The organism is Microbacterium rhizomatis, from assembly GCF_008710745.1.
GTDB lineage: Bacteria > Actinomycetota > Actinomycetes > Actinomycetales > Microbacteriaceae > Microbacterium > Microbacterium rhizomatis.
Map to the genome: position 1 here is coordinate 26211 of NZ_VYSA01000003.1, position 14793 is coordinate 41003.

The following is a 14793-nucleotide window of genomic DNA, read 5'->3' on the forward strand; positions in this document are numbered from 1 at the left end:
GCCCCGCTCGAGCAATAGCCAGGAACTGAGAACATGACTGACGAAGAACGCCCCGACGTGACGCCCGAGCACAACCACGGCCAGATCGACCAGGTCGACCTGCAGTTCGAGATGCAGCGCAGCTATCTCGACTATGCGATGAGCGTGATCGTCGGGCGGGCGCTGCCCCGCGTCGAGGACGGGCTGAAGCCCGTGCACCGCCGGGTCATCTACGGCATGTACGACGGCGGCTTCCGCCCAGACAAGTCGTTCTCGAAGTGCGCTCGCGTCGTCGGCGAGGTCATGGGGCAGTACCACCCGCACGGTGATGCTCCCATCTACGACGCGCTCGTCAGGCTCGTCCAGCCGTGGGCTCTGCGGTATCCGCTCGCGCTCGGGCAGGGGAACTTCGGCTCGCCCGGCAACCAAGGCGCCGCGGCGCCCCGCTACACCGAGACGAAGATGTCGCCGCTCGCGCTCGAGATGGTGCGGGACATCGAAGAAGACACCGTCGACTTCCAAGACAACTACGACGGGCAGACGCAGGAGCCGGTCGTGCTGCCTGCGCGCTTCCCCAACCTGCTGGTCAACGGGTCGGTCGGAATCGCGGTCGGGATGGCGACGAACATCCCGCCGCACAACCTTCGAGAGGTCTCAGCGGGTGCTCTGTGGGCTCTTGAGAACCCGGATGCATCGCGGGAAGAGCTGCTCGAAGCGCTCATGGAGCGCATCCCCGGGCCGGACTTCCCCACTGCCGCGCAGATCCTCGGGACGCGCGGGATCAAGGACGCCTATCGCACGGGCCGCGGATCGATCACGATGCGCGCGGTCATCAACGTCGAAGAGATCCAGGGCCGCACGTGCCTGGTGATCACGGAACTGCCCTACCAGGTCAACCCCGACAACGTCGCGGTCAAGATCAGCGACCTCGCCCGCGAGGGCAAGATCACCGGCATCGCCGACATCCGCGATGAGACATCCGGCCGCACCGGGCAGCGTCTCGTGGTCGTGTTGAAGCGGGATGCTGTCGCCAAGGTCGTGCTGAACAACCTGTACAAGCACACGCAGCTGCAGGAGAACTTCGGCGCGAACATGCTCGCGATCGTCGACGGGGTGCCGCGCACGCTCCCCCTCGACGGATTCATCAGCCACTGGATCGATCACCAGATCGACGTCATCGTCCGCCGCACGCGGTTCCGCCTGCGCAAGGCCGAGGAGCGGATGCACATCCTGCGTGCGCTCCTGAAGGCGCTGGATGCCCTCGACGAGGTCATCGCGCTCATCCGCCGCTCGCCCACCGTCGACGAGGCGCGTGAAGGCTTGAAGTCACTGCTCGACATCGACGAGATCCAGGCCGACGCGATCCTGACGATGCAGCTGCGCCGGCTCGCCGCCCTCGAGCGTCAGAAGATCATCGACGAGGCGGCCGATCTCGAGACTCAGATCGCCGGCTTCCAGGCGATCCTGGCCGACCCCTCCCTGCAGCGCGAGATCATCCGTGACGAGCTCACCGCGATCGTCGAGCGGTTCGGGGATGACCGTCGCACCGAGATCCTCCACGGTTTCGACGGCGACATGTCGATCGAAGACCTCATCCCGCAGGAGGAGATGGTCGTCACCGTCACGCGTGACGGCTACATCAAGCGGACGCGCAGCGACAACTACCGCCAGCAGCATCGCGGGGGCAAGGGAGTGAAGGGCGCGCAGCTGCGCGCCGACGACGTCGTCGAGCACTTCTTCGTCACCACCACGCACCACTGGCTGCTGTTCTTCTCGACCAAGGGCCGGGTATATCGCGCCAAGGCGTACGAGGTCCCGGAAGCGGGTCGCGACGCGAAGGGTCAGCACGTCGCGAACCTCCTCGCACTGCAGCCCGACGAAGAGATCGCACAGATCCTCGACATCCGCGACTACAGCGTCGCGACGTACCTCGTGCTCGCCACCAAGAGCGGGCTGGTCAAGAAGACCCGCCTGACCGAGTACGACACCAACCGGCAGGGTGGTGTCATCGCGATCAAACTGCGGTCGGATGCCGGCGAAGCCGACGATGACGTGCTCGGCGACGTCTCGGACGAGCTGGTCAGCGCGCTCCTCGTCGACGAGGGTGACGACATCCTGCTCATCAGTCGCCACGGCATGTCGTTGCGGTTCTCGGCGACGGACGAAGCACTACGGCCGATGGGCCGATCGACCTCCGGGGTGAAGGGAATGTCGTTCCGCGAGGGCGACAGCCTGCTCTCAGCGTCCGTCGCCCAGGACGAGGGTTACGTGTTCGTCGTCACGGAGGGCGGCTACGCGAAGCGCACCTCGGTCGACCAGTACCGAGTCCAGGGACGCGGTGGCCTGGGCATCAAAGTGGCCAAGCTGAACGAGGATCGGGGCGTGCTCGCGGGCGGTTTGATCGTGAGCGAGGACGACGAGGTCTTGGTGGTTCTTGCCAGCGGCAAGGTGGTACGCTCTGCCGTGGCCGAGGTGCCGGCCAAGGGGAGAGACACGATGGGTGTCGTGTTCGCCCGTGCCGGCGACGATGACAAGATCATCGCGATCGCGCGCAACGGAGAGCGTGGCCTGACCGAGGAATCGGAGGCCGCCGCCGACGAGGAGCAGCCCTCCCCCGAGACCCCCGAAGAGAGTACTGACGCATGAGCACGGTAGCCGACAAGCTGGCGAAGAAGTCGACCCACAAGACCAGCGCCAAGCAGGTGCGCCTGCGTCTCGTCTATATCGACTTCTGGTCCGCCGTGAAGCTCTCGTTCCTCGCGGCGGTCGCTGTGGCGATCGTCACGGTCGTCACGTTCTTCCTGGTCTACACGGTGATCCAGACCACGGGTCTGGTCGACAAGGTCGACGAGTTCTTCCAGAGCTTCTCGGACGGCGGAGTCTCGATCCAGACATTCATCGGCCTCCCCCAGGTGATGGCGTTCGCTGCGATCGTCGCGATCCTCAACCTGATCGTCATCACGGTGCTCGGCGCCGTTCTCGCGGGCATCTACAATCTCGCGGTGAAGGTGACCGGCGGCTTGCTGGTGGGCTTCACCTCGAACTGACCCCCTCTCCCCTTTCCGCTCCTCTCCCCTTTTCGCGAGACCGGATATGCGCCACGAAACCGGGTGCATTCGCGTCGGTCTCGTGGCGGCTATGCCGTCTCGCGGATGGAGGGCCGGACGGATTCGAGAAATCGGCGGCCGTCGGGTAAAGTCTTGGAGGTTGACGGCGCTCGCGTCGTCGCAGTTTCGGGGCTATAGCTCAGGCGGTTAGAGCGCTTCACTGATAATGAAGAGGTCCCAGGTTCAAGTCCTGGTAGCCCCACGTAAACCCCTCGGGGCCTTAGCTCAGTTGGTAGAGCGCCTGCTTTGCAAGCAGGATGTCAGGAGTTCGAATCTCCTAGGCTCCACAGTTACCCACTCCGGCGCTCCCGCTGCCGGACCGGGGTCGAGATAGGATCGATCACTCGATTCCCCCGATGAGACGGTGAACGTCGTGAGAACTCCTCCTCTCTCTGCGCCCGCGGCTCGCGTGGCCTGGCCCGACGTGGCGCGCGGGTTGAGTGTCGTACTGATCGTGATGCTCCACCTGTGGGCGACTCATCTCGTTTTCTGGATCGGCGACGAGAGGATCATGTCGGTCATCTCCACGGTGCTCGAGTGGACCACCCCTCTGCGCGTCCCGCTGTTCTTCTTCATCTCCGGCTACCTCGCCTCACGCTCCCTCACGCGCCCGTGGAGAGCCGCGTGGCGGGGACGAGTGCTCTCGGTCGCGTACCTCTACGTGCTGTGGGTTGCCATCATCGCCGTCTTCGTGTGGCTGGACAACCTCGCGAATGACTTCTCGTCGGTCAACCCGCTGACGATGCTCGCGCGGAACATCGGCTCGCCTGAGACGCACATGTGGTACCTGTGGGCACTCGTCGTGCTGTTCGTCGCAGTCTGGGCGACAAAGGCGGTTCCGGCGTGGATCGTCATCGGCGTCGGTGCGCTCATCAGCGTCGGCGCCCCCTTCCTCATCGACCAGCCGTATCGGCAGGTGGCTGCAGCGGTCCTCTTCTACGCCCTCGGCGCACGACTTCCGGCGGTCGGGGACTGGCTGGCTTCGACACGAGGGGTATGGATCTTCCTCGCGGGCGCAGCCCTCTATACGGGGTCGATGCTCCTCGGACCGACCGGTCCGTACGGCTTTGCAGATCCGCTGACCTCGTTCATCGGCGTCGCTGCAACCATCGCCATCATCGGCGTCGTGGCGAATCGACCGTGGATGGCTCTGTTGCGCAGAGTGGGCCGGAACACACTGCCGATCTTCATCCTCAACCCACTCATCTTCCTTCTGCTCAACGATGTCCTTCGCGCGATGCCCGGCCTCGCAGCCTGGCTCGGCGAACATGCCGTGTGGGGCTCGCTCTATGCGGTGGGCATCGTCGTGGCCACCCTGGCGGGAAGCATCTGCATCAAGATGGCGGCAGACCGTGTCGGACTGCGCTGGCTGTTCGAGATGCCCGACCGGTGGGCGCGCGTGACCTCGCCCGGACGCGTGTAAGACGACGCAACCGCTCGCGGTCGCCGTCCACGCCCGCTTCGATAGGGTGAAGCGCATGGATATGCGCGTCGCGGCGTACTGCGTCATCACGGACGACGTCGGCCGCGTGCTGCTCGCGCACTGGACCGAGGGTCGCCGCGCCGCGTGGACGATGCCCGGTGGGGGGCTGGAGCCCGGCGAGGATCCCGCGCGCGCAGCGCGTCGTGAGGTGCGCGAAGAGACCGGGTATCGCGCCGTGATCGGTGACCTGCTCGGCATCCATTCCCGGGTGATTCCCGCCGGGAGGCGCATTACTGCGGAGACGGACGGACCACTGCACACTCTGCGCATCGTGTACCGCGCACGCATCACCGGCGGCAGACTGCGTAACGAGAAGGCGGGGTCGACCGATCGTGCGGACTGGTTCACCCTCGCCGAGGTGCGCGCCCTTCAGCGCGTGAAGCTCGTCGACATCTCGCTTCGTATGGCCGGTCTCATCTGATGCGAGACCGAGTCGGCCGAAGTGGGGATGCCGTCACTCTGCCGGCTGCGATATGTCGGCCACGGTCGCGCCGTACGCCGCGATGAGATCGTCGGCGTCGACGAACAGGCTGTAGCCGTGAGCACCGGCACCCATCGCGATGCGCGCGCCCACGATGAGTTGGTCAGCGAACACCGGCCAGTCCGTCGTGCTGCCGATGGGCACGATCGTGCCGCGTTCATAGCCGGTAGCCTCCAGGGCCCGACCGGCGTCCGGGAGCTGCAGCTTGTTGACACCGACCACCGCGCGCAGCTTCGCCCAGGAGATCGAACGGTCGCCCGGGATGAGTGCGAACAGGTAGGTGTCGTCACTGCGCTTGACGACGAGCGTCTTGACGATCCCGGCTGCCGGGATCCCTAAGAGCTCGGCGGCTTCCGCGAGGCTGTTCGCCGGGGGCCGTTCGCGGATCTCGATCTCGAGGCCGCGTGCGGATGCCGCGTCGCGGACGCGCGCGAGCGGGTCTGTGTCGTCCGTCATCAGTCTCCCTGTGTCCAGTACCAGGCTACTCACGACAAAGAGCCCCGCCTGAGGGCGGGGCTCTTCGAGAGGTCGATCAGGCGTCCGGCGCGCGCAGCGGGTCGTCGGCCACCCAGAGCTCGTCGTCGGCGCGGAGCGTCTGCCACGCGGCGTACAGCACACCGGCCGCTGCGGCGACGCCGAGGATGATGGCGATCACGCCACCCGCGCCGATGCCCTTCTTCTGCGGCGCAAGGGCGAGAGAAGCGGCGAGCTTCTTCGTGGCGGCCTTGCTGTACTTGTCGGCGCTCTTGGCGTAGACGCCGGCATCCGGCAGGGCGAAGCCGTTGCCGGCCGCGATCCGCGCCCGGGTATCGTTCGCTGCATCCCACACCGAGAGGGCCGACCCGACGACGGCGCCTGCGGCGGGGACGACTCGGTCCGAGAGCACCTGCTTCGAGAACTTGACGCTCTTGTCGACGTACGGCGCGGCGTACCGGCCGTAGCCGTCTTTGACGGTGGGAACCACCTGTTCACGACCGAAGTTGCCGAGCTGACGGCTGGCTTCCCGTGCGACACCGGCTGCTTCACCGACGAGGATCTGCTGTGACGACCACAGATCGTTCGCCTGGGACTGAAGCTTGCGGAGTTCCTTCTTGCGCTTGCGGCTGAGGCTCACGAGGGGCCCTCCCTTAAGGCTGGGGGTTGTAGTCGTCCCATCTTGCCAGACCAGACTCTGCGCGGGAGGGCTTGCACAGAACTCTGAGAGAATGTACCCATGCCTCAGCACACAGCGGTTGCCACTCTGCACACCAACCACGGCGACATCGTCATCAACCTGTACGGCGACCACGCGCCGCGCACCGTCGCGAACTTCATCGGGCTCGCCGACGGCTCCGGCCAGTGGACCGACCCCAAGACGGGAAAGCCCGGCGAGGGACCCCTGTACAAGAACGTCGTGTTCCACCGCATCATCCCCAACTTCATGATCCAGGGTGGCGACCCGCTCGGTCAGGGCACCGGCGGCCCCGGCTACAACTTCGACGACGAGATCAACGGCGAGCTCAACTTCAACGAGCCGTACAAGCTGGCGATGGCAAATGCGGGGCTCCGTCGCAATGCGATCACGGGGAAGGCCGAGGGCACCAACGGGTCGCAGTTCTTCATCACCACCGATCCGACGCCGTGGCTGCAGGGCAAGCACACGATCTTCGGTGAGGTGGCGGATGCTGCTTCCCGCCAGGTCGTCGACGCATTGGGTGCCGTCCCGACCGGCGCCGGCGACCGCCCGGTCGAGCCCGTCGTCCTTCAGTCGATCGACATCGTCGCCGTCTAGGCGCCTCGCTCCACACCTGTGACCACTGCCGAGTTCCGCCGCAACAGCGACAACTTCTGCTATCGGCACCCCGATCGGCAGAGCTTCGTGCTGTGTCAGCGGTGCCTGCGCACGGTATGCCCTGAGTGCCAGACCCAGGCTGCCGTGGGCGTGATCTGCCCGGAGTGCCTCCGCGATCAGCAGAAGGCGCAGACCCCTGCCCAGGCGAAGGCGGAGCGGCGCTGGGGGCGGTCTCGCACCCGCGTGGTCACCGCATCCGATTCACGTCCGCTCGTGACCTACGGCATCATCCTGGTCACGGCGATCGCTTACCTGACGCAGCTGATCCCCGGCTCCCCGGTGCAGCAGTGGCTGGCGTTCTACGCCCCGCTGCTGTACCCGGAATTGTCGGGCGTCTTCCAGCCGTGGCGATTGTTGACGGTGCTGCTCGTGCACTCGAGCTTCTGGCACGTCGGGCTGAACATGCTCGCGCTGTGGATGATCGGGCGGAGCCTGGAACCCCTGCTCGGCAGAGGGCGCTTCCTCGCGCTGTACCTGATCAGCGGCTTGGGCGGTTCGGTGGCGGTCGCCCTCCTTGGATTCAGCGTGCCTGTCGTCGGCGCATCGGGAGCGATCTTCGGGCTGTTCGGAGCGCTCCTCGTGATCGGCCGGCACATCGGTGCGAACGTCACGGGGATCGCGATCCTCATCGCGATCAACTTCGCGTTTCCGTTCGTCCAGGGCTTGATGGCGGGGTCGATGGCCGCCGTGCAGATCTCTTGGCAGGCGCACCTCGGGGGTCTGATCGCCGGCGCAGCCGCGGGGTTCATCTTCGCCCGCACCAGGTCGGTGCGGCGTCGCCGGCTTCAGGTCGTCCTGCTCGTCGCGCTGACGATCGTGCTCCTGCTCCTGCTGCTGATCCCCGTCGCGCTGTACGCGTAGGATCCGAGCGCAGGGAGATCTCGATACGCTCGCAAGCGCGCTGCGCGTCGAGTTATCCACAGGTTCATCCACACATGGGGATGAATCACACGGGTGTAATTCGACAGGCTGTAATTCGAAAGCGAAGCGCTATCGCCAGCGCGTCGTCATCAGGAAGCCCACGAAGGCGATCCCGAAGCCGATGACGAGGTTCCAGGCGTCGATGCCCGGAATCGGGTACTGCATGCCGCTGAGATAGAAGTCCAGCACCCAGACCAATCCGACGAGCATGAGCCCGATCATGATCGGCTTGAACCACACCGGGTTGGGCGCGGCCTCACCCTCGCTGCGCTCGACGAGCGGATCCTCGTTCTTTGCTGACCGTGCCATGGCGACCATCCTACCCGGCCGGTTGGTTCCCGCGAGATATCGCGGATGGGGCCATCGTCTACTGCCAGCGGGAACACAGCCCTCGCTCAGTAGAATTCCCCCTGTGAGCACTGCGACGAACGAGACGGACGGACCGGCCATGCCGGGTGTCAGCCGTCGCGCCCGTCGCCCGCGCCGTCGCACGACATTCTTCGGCGTCCTCGGTGAGATCCTCATCACGGTCGGGGTCGTCACGCTGCTCTATGTGTCGTGGCAGCTGTGGATCGGCGACATGATCTACGGCGCAGAGCGCAACGCTGCGGGTCAGCAACTCACACAGCAGTGGGAGGACGATTTCCTCGCGCGGCCGAAGCCGGCGACGGTGCCGGACACCTCGCCGACCGCCGACCCGATCGCCCTTCCTCAACCCGAGAACTCGCAGGTGTTCGGAACGATGCTGATCCCCCGCTTCGGTTCGGACTACAACGTGAGCATCGCCGGCGGCGTCACGCGCGAGGGCACTCTCGACACCATCGGGATCGGGCACTACCCCGGCACCAATATGCCCGGTGAGGTCGGCAACTTCGCCCTCGCCGCCCACCGGACGACGTGGGGCAAGCCGTTCAACCGCATCGCCGACCTTCATGTCGGCGACGCGATCGTGATCGAGACGCCGGACGGGTGGTACACCTACCGATTCCGCACCCTCGAGTACGTCACTCCGGATGCGGTGAACGTGCTGCTGCCGGTGCCGCAGGTCACCGGGGCCGCCGCTGACGGTCGGTACATGACCATGACCAGCTGCAGCCCCATGTACGCGATGAGCGAGCGGATCGTCGCGTACAGCGTGTTCGAGTCGTTCACTCCGCGCGCATCCGGACCTCCGAGCTCGCTGACCGAAGGGTTGACCACCTGATGTACGCCGGACTGTGGCGCATCCTTCCCGGCCCATGGTGGGTGCGGACGTTGATCCTCCTCGCGCTCGCCGCTGCGGTGCTGTACGGCCTGTTCTTCTACGTGTTTCCCTGGGTGAGCCAGTTCGTGAATCCCCAGGACGTCACGGTTCAGTGAGCAACGGCGGAACCGGCGGGCCGGTGACCGACGGCGAAGCAGGCGGGCCAGTGACCCTCAACGCCCGAGCTGATGTGCTCGTCGTCGACAACCACGACAGCTTCGTGCACACCCTGGTCGGGTACCTCCACGAGCTGGGTGCCACCACGACGCTCGTCGAGGCGGATGCCATCGACCCGGAGGACGCGGCATCCGTCGTCGTTGAGTACCGAGGTGTGCTGATCTCGCCCGGGCCGAGTACTCCAGCCAACGCCGGGGCGTCGATCGCAGTGATCCGCGATGCGGCCGGTCTCGGCATCCCTGTCTTGGGGGTGTGCCTGGGTCACCAGGCGATCGGAGAGGCGTTCGGCGCGCGCGTCGACCATGCCCCCGAGCTCATGCACGGCATGACTTCGCTCGTCGAGCACGACGGCAGTGCGCTGTACGCGGGCCTACCGAACCCGTTCACAGCGACGCGCTACCACTCGCTCGCCATCGTGCCCGAGACCCTCCCCGACGAGCTTGTCGTGACCGGACGCACCGCCAGTGGCGTGATCATGGGCATCGCGCACCGTGATCTTCCGGTGTGGGGCGTGCAGTTCCACCCCGAGAGCGTGCTGACCGAGGGTGGTCATCGACTGCTCGGCAATTGGCTCGAGAGCGTAGGAATCGTGGATGCTGCCGTCCGCGGCGCTTCTCTCACACCGCGACGCTGACCGGCAGACTCGTCAGGGACCGGAGCAGTAGGTCAGCGTCACCGTGGAGTGCACGGGCGCTTCGCCGGGGGCGATCGACTGCGTCTTGACGATGGTCGGGTTCGACGCCTTGCAGCTGGGATCCTCTTGCGTCGCCACGGTGAGCTGCGACGAGGGATCCTCGAGTTCGCGCGTGGCTGCCTCGACCGTGTAGCCCGTCAGATCGTTGATCACGACCCGGCCGGTCGCGACAACGAGGTCGATCGTCGTTCCCACCGGCACGACGGCGCCGTCAGGCTGGGCCGCCGAGATCACCACCCCGGCCGATAGGCCGGCGTCATTCCGCGACGTCACGGCACCGAGGGCGAGTCCTGCCTGAGTGAGAGCCGTGGCCGCCGCATCCTGTGACAATCCGACGAGCACAGGGACCGTAGCGGTCTGCTGCCCCTTCGAGACGTAGACGGTGATGCGCTGCCCAGGGTTCACCGAGGCGCCTGCGGCGGGATCCGTGCGTGTCACGTTGCCGGCGGCGATGTCGGAATCGGCGACGTCGATGCGGAATGCGATCAGATCCTCTTCGGCGAGCATGCTGTTCGCCTTGTCGTACCCTGTGTCGACGACGTCCGGCACGATACGCGCGTTGGCGGGAATCTCGTTGCCGCGGGGAATCGTCATGACCCAGATGAGTACCGAGATCATCAGTACCGCCAGGACGGCTACACCCGCCCAGATCCACGCCACCGGAGGGCCGGCCTGCGTGCGCTTCATCGTCGTGTCGGTGCTCAGCTGGCGCAGCGACCGGGCCGTCTCAGCCGCCTGACGCGGGCTCGGCCCGTACAGTTCGCTCGTCAGTGCGCCGAGCTGGCGCTTGGAAGGCGACGCACCATCGATCGTGGCATCGAGCGCTTCACGGAAGCTCGCCGCATCTTGATACCGCTGGAACGGGTCTTTCGCGAGCGCACGGAGGGCGACGGCATCCAGTGCTCGGGGCACTGTCTCGTTGACTTCTGACGGCGCGAGCGGCGTCTCGCTCACGTGCTGGTAGGCGACGGCAACCGGAGACTCGCCGCGGAACGGCGGGCGTCCCGCGAGCAGCTCGTAGAGCACGACACCGGCGGAATAGAGGTCGGCGCGGGCATCGACAGGTTCGCCCTTGGCCTGCTCGGGCGAGAAGTAGGCGGCCGTGCCGAGGATCGCGGTGGTCTCGGCGACAGTGGAGGACGAGTCCGATACCGCGCGGGCGATGCCGAAGTCCATGACCTTGACCTGGCCGGCGCCGGTGACCATGACGTTGCCGGGCTTGATGTCGCGGTGCACGACGCCCGCGCGGTGGGAGTACTCCAGCGCTTCGAGGATGCCGTCGACGTAGCGCACCGCGTCGTCAACCGGAACGGGGCCTGACGCGATGACGTCTTTGAGGAGTTCGCCGTGCACCAGTTCCATGACGATGTACGGAACGGGATGCGACGTGCCATCCGGCGCGACCTCGGTGTCTTCGCCGGCATCGAACACACGGACGATCGTGGGATGCGACATCCGTGACGCGGCCTGCGCCTCGAGGCGGAAGCGCGTTCGGAACGCGTTGTCGAGGGCGAGATCATGCTTGAGGATCTTGATCGCGATCTGCCGGCCGAGCGTCACGTCATACCCGCGGTACACCGAGGCCATTCCACCGCGCCCGATGAGCTCGTCGACGCGATAGCGCCCCGAAAGCACTCGTGGCTCAGATGTCACGGTCGCCCCCTGCGTGGAAAGATCCCAGCCTAACCCAGTCCGCTGACCGGGCCAGGCCGGGATGGTCGATCAGGGGGTCGCCGACGGCGCGGGCGTGGTTGTCACAATCTGCGCGTTGGCTTCGGGCGAGTCACCCGAAGCGCGCTGGCCCGCGCTCCCGCTGCACGTCACGGTGTACTTGACCGTCAACGTCCCTGGAGTGTTCGCCACGTTGATGTCAGCCGTGCGGTCGCTCGGGCCGAACGAGGCTGATGAGGCGCCGTTGACGGCGAAGATGCCGTTGATGGCGACCAGGTTGTACGCGGTCACCGCAGTGCCCGCGGGGCACGTGTATCCGGTCCATGCCGCCTTCGCGGTTCCGCCCGCGTTGACCTGGGCGGGCAGCGTCGGAGCGGTCGGGGTCTCCATAGGCGTCTGGTCGCTGTAGAACGTGAGCGTGAGGAGCTGGGAGGGCTCGATGCGTCCGGTCGGCGATACGCGGTACACCTTGTTGACGTCGTCGGCGGTGGGCGCGGGGTCACCGCCCACGCAGTTGACGGCCTCTACCCCTGCGGCCTTGGCCGCTTCGCTCGCCGCGGTGCAGTCCATCCCCACCAGGTTGAGAGCATCGATGTTGATGCGCGTGGCGCTCGGACTCGGGGTACTGGAGGGCGTGTTCGACGGCGTCACGGCCGACGTCGTCGTGTTCGACGGCGCCGGCGCCGGCGCCTGATTGGCGACCAGCGCCCACACCGTTCCTGCGATCACGAGCGCCAGCAGCACGATCAGGGCGATGAGCGGCCAGGTCCACGGACTCCGCTTGCGCTCGGCATCGGTCGCCTTCGCCGGCTCGGCGGATGGGAGCAGGCGGGTCGTGTCGGCGCCGGCGGCCGGCGTCAGCAGCTGCGTCATCTCTTCGCCGACGGCGGCACCGGTCGCGATCGCCGGGACTGCTGCGGCCGCAGTGGCGAGATCGCCACGACGCAGCGCGGTCGCCGCGCGGGCGACCGCGGCGGCGGAGGCCGGGCGGTCTTCCGGCTTCTTGGCGATCATGGCCATGACGAGGTTCTGCACGGGCACGGCCACGGTGGGCGGAAGCGGCGGGGGCTGCTCGTTGATCTGCGCCATCGCGATGGCGACCTGCGACTCGCCCGTGAACGGGCGCTTTCCCGCGAGGCACTCGTACGCGACGATGCCGAGCGAGTACGTGTCGGTCGCCGGCGATGCCGGGTGACCGGATGCCTGTTCGGGCGACAGGTACTGGACGGTGCCCATGACCTGGCCGGTCGCGGTCAGCGGCACCTGGTCGGCGATGCGGGCGATCCCGAAGTCGGTGATCTTGACGCGGCCGTCGGGCGTGATCAGCAGATTTCCCGGCTTGATGTCGCGGTGCACCAGACCGGCCGAGTGCGCGGCCTGCAGTGCGGCAGAGGTCTGCGCGACGATGTCGAGCGTCTTGTCGGTCGAAAGGGACCCGTCGCGCTCGAGGATCGTCGACAGCGCCTCACCCGGCACGAGCTCCATCACGAGGAAGGCGCTGCCGGCCTCTTCGCCGTAGTCGAAGACACTGGCGATGCCCTCGTGGTTGACGAGCGCGGCATGGCGCGCCTCAGCGCGGAAGCGCTCGAGGAAGCCGGGGTCGCCCATGTATTCGTCTTTGAGGATCTTGATCGCGACGGTGCGACCGATGACGTGGTCGGTCGCCTCCCACACCTCGCCCATGCCGCCGATGGCGATCCGCGAGTCGAGCTCGTAGCGGCCGCCGAAGGTCACTCCCTGCGTCGGTCTCATTTCCCCAGCACCGCCTCCATGACCTTTTTCGCGATGGGCGCCGCGATGGTGTTGCCGCTGCCCGTTTGACCCTGGCCGCCCCCGTCTTCGACGACAACTGCCACGGCGACCTGAGGGTTCGTCGCAGGGGCGAAGCCGGTGAACCACAGCGTGTAAGGCTGGTCCGACCCGTTCTCCGCGGTGCCCGTCTTACCGGCCACGTCGACCCCGTCTATTCTTGCACCCGAGGCTGCGCCATCACTGACATTGGCCACCATCATCGTCACCATCTCCTGTGCCAGACCCGAATCGAGCGCGCGCCCGAACTGGGTGTTGTCGAACGTCTGCTGCACCGACAGATCGGGTGCGATGACCCGGTCCACCATGCGCGGATTCATCACGACGCCGCCGTTCGCGATGCCCGCCGAGACCATCGCCATCTGCAGCGGGGTCGCGCGCACGTCGCCCTGTCCGAACCCGGTCAGGGCGGTGCGGTCGTCGGAGAGGCCGCGCGGGTAGGTCGAGGGGGTCGAGGCGAGGGGCATCGTGAAGGACGAATTGAACCCGTACTTCTCCGCCTCCTGACGGATCGCATCGTCGCCCAGTTGCACGGCGAGCTGCGCCATCGGGATGTTGCAGCTCAAGCGCAGCGCGTCCGCGATCGAGACGGTGTCGCCGCCGCCGCAGGTACCACCGCCGGCATTGCTGATAGCCGTGTTCGTACCCGGGAGGGTGTACGACGCCAGGTTGGGCAGCGTAGAGGCGGGGCTGAAGTTGCCGGATGCCAGCGCAGCCGACGCCACCACGAGTTTGAACGTCGAACCCGGTGGGTTCAGATTTCCCCCGATCGCGCGGTTGAAGAGGGGATGCGCGGGGTCGGTGTCGAGGATGTCGTACGCGGAATTGGCCCCGTCGCTGTCATGCGAGGCGAGCAGGTTCGTGTCGTAGCTGGGGCTCGTCGCCATCGCGAGGATGCGGCCGGTGGACGGCTCGATCGCGATGACCGCGCCCTGCAGGCCGTTCAGAGCCTCGTACGCGACGCGTTGCACGTTGGCATCCAGTGAGAGCACGACGTTCGAGCCACGGGCGGTCTGACCCGTGATGATCCGGTCGACGCGATCGAGGAACTGCGAGCTCGCGGTACCGCTGAGCTCTTGATTCATGGCCTGTTCGATGCCCGTCGCCGAGCCCAGGGCCGGGTTGATGAATCCGGTCACCGGCGCCCACATGGCGGCGTCGGTGTACACGCGCTGCCAGCTGTACACGTCGTCGGACGGAACGGACGACGCGATCGCGGCACCGGACGCGATGATCGATCCTCGCTGGACCTGGTAGGAGTCGTAGAGGGCACGCGTGTTGCGCGCATTCGCGGAGAGCGATTCGGCCTGCACCACCTGGATCCAGCTGGTGGAGCCGAACAGCGCGAGGAACATGATCAGCATCAGGATGCTCAGACGGCGGAGTTCTTTCGTCAT

Annotated in this window: 15 protein-coding genes and 2 tRNA genes; 11 read left to right on the top strand and 6 right to left on the bottom strand. The window is 66.5% G+C overall.

Going from position 1 to position 14793, the window contains the following annotated elements; all coding sequences use genetic code 11:
- The first annotated feature begins 33 nt into the window (after nt 1-33).
- The 6 genes from gyrA to F6B43_RS14105 all read left to right on the top strand — a co-directional run bounded on the left by gyrA (nt 34) and on the right by F6B43_RS14105 (nt 4990).
- On the top strand, nt 34-2625 hold the full coding sequence (gene gyrA / locus F6B43_RS14080) for a DNA gyrase subunit A (RefSeq protein WP_150449632.1): 2592 nt from the start codon (nt 34-36) through the stop codon (nt 2623-2625).
- Complete coding sequence (locus F6B43_RS14085; RefSeq protein WP_150449633.1) at nt 2622-3026, top strand: DUF3566 domain-containing protein; 405 nt, start codon at nt 2622-2624, stop codon at nt 3024-3026. The genes gyrA and F6B43_RS14085 overlap by 4 nt, the downstream gene beginning before the upstream one ends.
- 188 nt (nt 3027-3214) lie before the next feature.
- A tRNA-Ile gene (locus F6B43_RS14090) sits at nt 3215-3288 on the top strand.
- Between the two features lie 12 nt (nt 3289-3300).
- Nucleotides 3301-3373 (top strand) — tRNA-Ala (locus tag F6B43_RS14095).
- Between the two features lie 86 nt (nt 3374-3459).
- The gene (locus tag F6B43_RS14100) at nt 3460-4509 is read left to right on the top strand and encodes an acyltransferase family protein (protein ID WP_150449634.1); all 1050 of its coding nucleotides are present in this window, start codon (nt 3460-3462) and stop codon (nt 4507-4509) included.
- Between the two features lie 55 nt (nt 4510-4564).
- On the top strand, nt 4565-4990 hold the full coding sequence (locus F6B43_RS14105) for an NUDIX hydrolase (RefSeq protein ID WP_150449635.1): 426 nt from the start codon (nt 4565-4567) through the stop codon (nt 4988-4990).
- Nucleotides 4991-5023: 33 nt separating this feature from the next.
- On the opposite strand, the gene F6B43_RS14110 is transcribed toward F6B43_RS14105, so the two are convergent.
- On the bottom strand, nt 5024-5506 hold the full coding sequence (locus F6B43_RS14110; protein WP_150449636.1) for an aminoacyl-tRNA deacylase: 483 nt from the start codon (nt 5504-5506) through the stop codon (nt 5024-5026).
- Between the two features lie 76 nt (nt 5507-5582).
- On the bottom strand, nt 5583-6164 hold the full coding sequence (locus tag F6B43_RS14115; protein ID WP_150449637.1) for a DNA helicase: 582 nt from the start codon (nt 6162-6164) through the stop codon (nt 5583-5585).
- A 99-nt stretch (nt 6165-6263) separates the two neighbouring features.
- On the opposite strand from F6B43_RS14115, the gene F6B43_RS14120 reads away from it, so the two are divergent.
- Both F6B43_RS14120 and F6B43_RS14125 read left to right on the top strand, forming a co-directional pair.
- Nucleotides 6264-6821 carry a peptidylprolyl isomerase gene (locus F6B43_RS14120; protein WP_150449638.1) on the top strand — a complete coding sequence of 186 codons (558 nt, stop codon included), beginning with the start codon at nt 6264-6266 and terminating at the stop codon, nt 6819-6821.
- 18 nt (nt 6822-6839) lie between these two features.
- Nucleotides 6840-7742 carry a rhomboid family intramembrane serine protease gene (locus F6B43_RS14125; RefSeq protein ID WP_150449639.1) on the top strand — a complete coding sequence of 301 codons (903 nt, stop codon included), beginning with the start codon at nt 6840-6842 and terminating at the stop codon, nt 7740-7742.
- A 129-nt stretch (nt 7743-7871) separates the two neighbouring features.
- Here F6B43_RS14125 and F6B43_RS14130 read toward each other — a convergent pair whose 3' ends face one another.
- Entirely contained in the window at nt 7872-8111 is a 240-nt protein-coding gene (locus F6B43_RS14130; protein ID WP_150449640.1) for a cell division protein CrgA, read from the bottom strand.
- A gap of 103 nt (nt 8112-8214) precedes the next feature.
- Here F6B43_RS14130 and F6B43_RS14135 point away from each other — a divergent pair, with 103 nt between their 5' ends.
- The 3 genes from F6B43_RS14135 to F6B43_RS14140 are packed head-to-tail and all read left to right on the top strand — an operon-like array spanning nt 8215 to nt 9856.
- On the top strand, nt 8215-9006 hold the full coding sequence (locus F6B43_RS14135; RefSeq protein ID WP_246159973.1) for a class E sortase: 792 nt from the start codon (nt 8215-8217) through the stop codon (nt 9004-9006).
- Nucleotides 9006-9161 carry a hypothetical protein gene (locus tag F6B43_RS19630; RefSeq protein ID WP_170285672.1) on the top strand — a complete coding sequence of 52 codons (156 nt, stop codon included), beginning with the start codon at nt 9006-9008 and terminating at the stop codon, nt 9159-9161. Before F6B43_RS14135 ends, F6B43_RS19630 begins: the two co-directional genes overlap by 1 nt.
- 50 nt (nt 9162-9211) lie before the next feature.
- Nucleotides 9212-9856: an anthranilate synthase component II gene (locus F6B43_RS14140; RefSeq protein ID WP_170285669.1), complete on the top strand. Its 645-nt coding sequence runs from the start codon at nt 9212-9214 to the stop codon at nt 9854-9856.
- 12 nt (nt 9857-9868) lie between these two features.
- On the opposite strand, the gene pknB is transcribed toward F6B43_RS14140, so the two are convergent.
- The 3 genes from pknB to F6B43_RS14155 all read right to left on the bottom strand — a co-directional run bounded on the left by pknB (nt 9869) and on the right by F6B43_RS14155 (nt 14793).
- A complete protein-coding gene (pknB, locus tag F6B43_RS14145) occupies nt 9869-11569 on the bottom strand; it encodes a Stk1 family PASTA domain-containing Ser/Thr kinase (protein ID WP_150449642.1) in 1701 nt (566 codons plus the stop codon).
- 69 nt (nt 11570-11638) lie between these two features.
- Nucleotides 11639-13339, bottom strand: coding sequence for a serine/threonine-protein kinase (locus tag F6B43_RS14150; protein WP_150449643.1), 1701 nt, complete (start codon nt 13337-13339; stop codon nt 11639-11641).
- Nucleotides 13336-14793: a peptidoglycan D,D-transpeptidase FtsI family protein gene (locus tag F6B43_RS14155; RefSeq protein ID WP_150449644.1), complete on the bottom strand. Its 1458-nt coding sequence runs from the start codon at nt 14791-14793 to the stop codon at nt 13336-13338. Before F6B43_RS14155 ends, F6B43_RS14150 begins: the two co-directional genes overlap by 4 nt.

Excerpts from the sequence above, each read along its gene's own strand:
- gyrA (WP_150449632.1), top strand. The coding sequence starts at position 34 with ATGACTGACGAAGAACGCCCCGACGTGACGCCCGAGCACAACCACGGC.
- F6B43_RS14085 (WP_150449633.1), top strand. The coding sequence starts at position 2,622 with ATGAGCACGGTAGCCGACAAGCTGGCGAAGAAGTCGACCCACAAGACC.
- F6B43_RS14105 (WP_150449635.1), top strand. The coding sequence starts at position 4,565 with ATGGATATGCGCGTCGCGGCGTACTGCGTCATCACGGACGACGTCGGC.
- F6B43_RS14110 (WP_150449636.1), bottom strand. The coding sequence starts at position 5,506 with ATGACGGACGACACAGACCCGCTCGCGCGCGTCCGCGACGCGGCATCC.
- F6B43_RS14120 (WP_150449638.1), top strand. The coding sequence starts at position 6,264 with ATGCCTCAGCACACAGCGGTTGCCACTCTGCACACCAACCACGGCGAC.
- F6B43_RS14130 (WP_150449640.1), bottom strand. The coding sequence starts at position 8,111 with ATGGCACGGTCAGCAAAGAACGAGGATCCGCTCGTCGAGCGCAGCGAG.
- F6B43_RS19630 (WP_170285672.1), top strand. The coding sequence starts at position 9,006 with ATGTACGCCGGACTGTGGCGCATCCTTCCCGGCCCATGGTGGGTGCGG.
- F6B43_RS14150 (WP_150449643.1), bottom strand. The coding sequence starts at position 13,339 with ATGAGACCGACGCAGGGAGTGACCTTCGGCGGCCGCTACGAGCTCGAC.
- F6B43_RS14155 (WP_150449644.1), bottom strand. The coding sequence starts at position 14,793 with ATGACGAAAGAACTCCGCCGTCTGAGCATCCTGATGCTGATCATGTTC.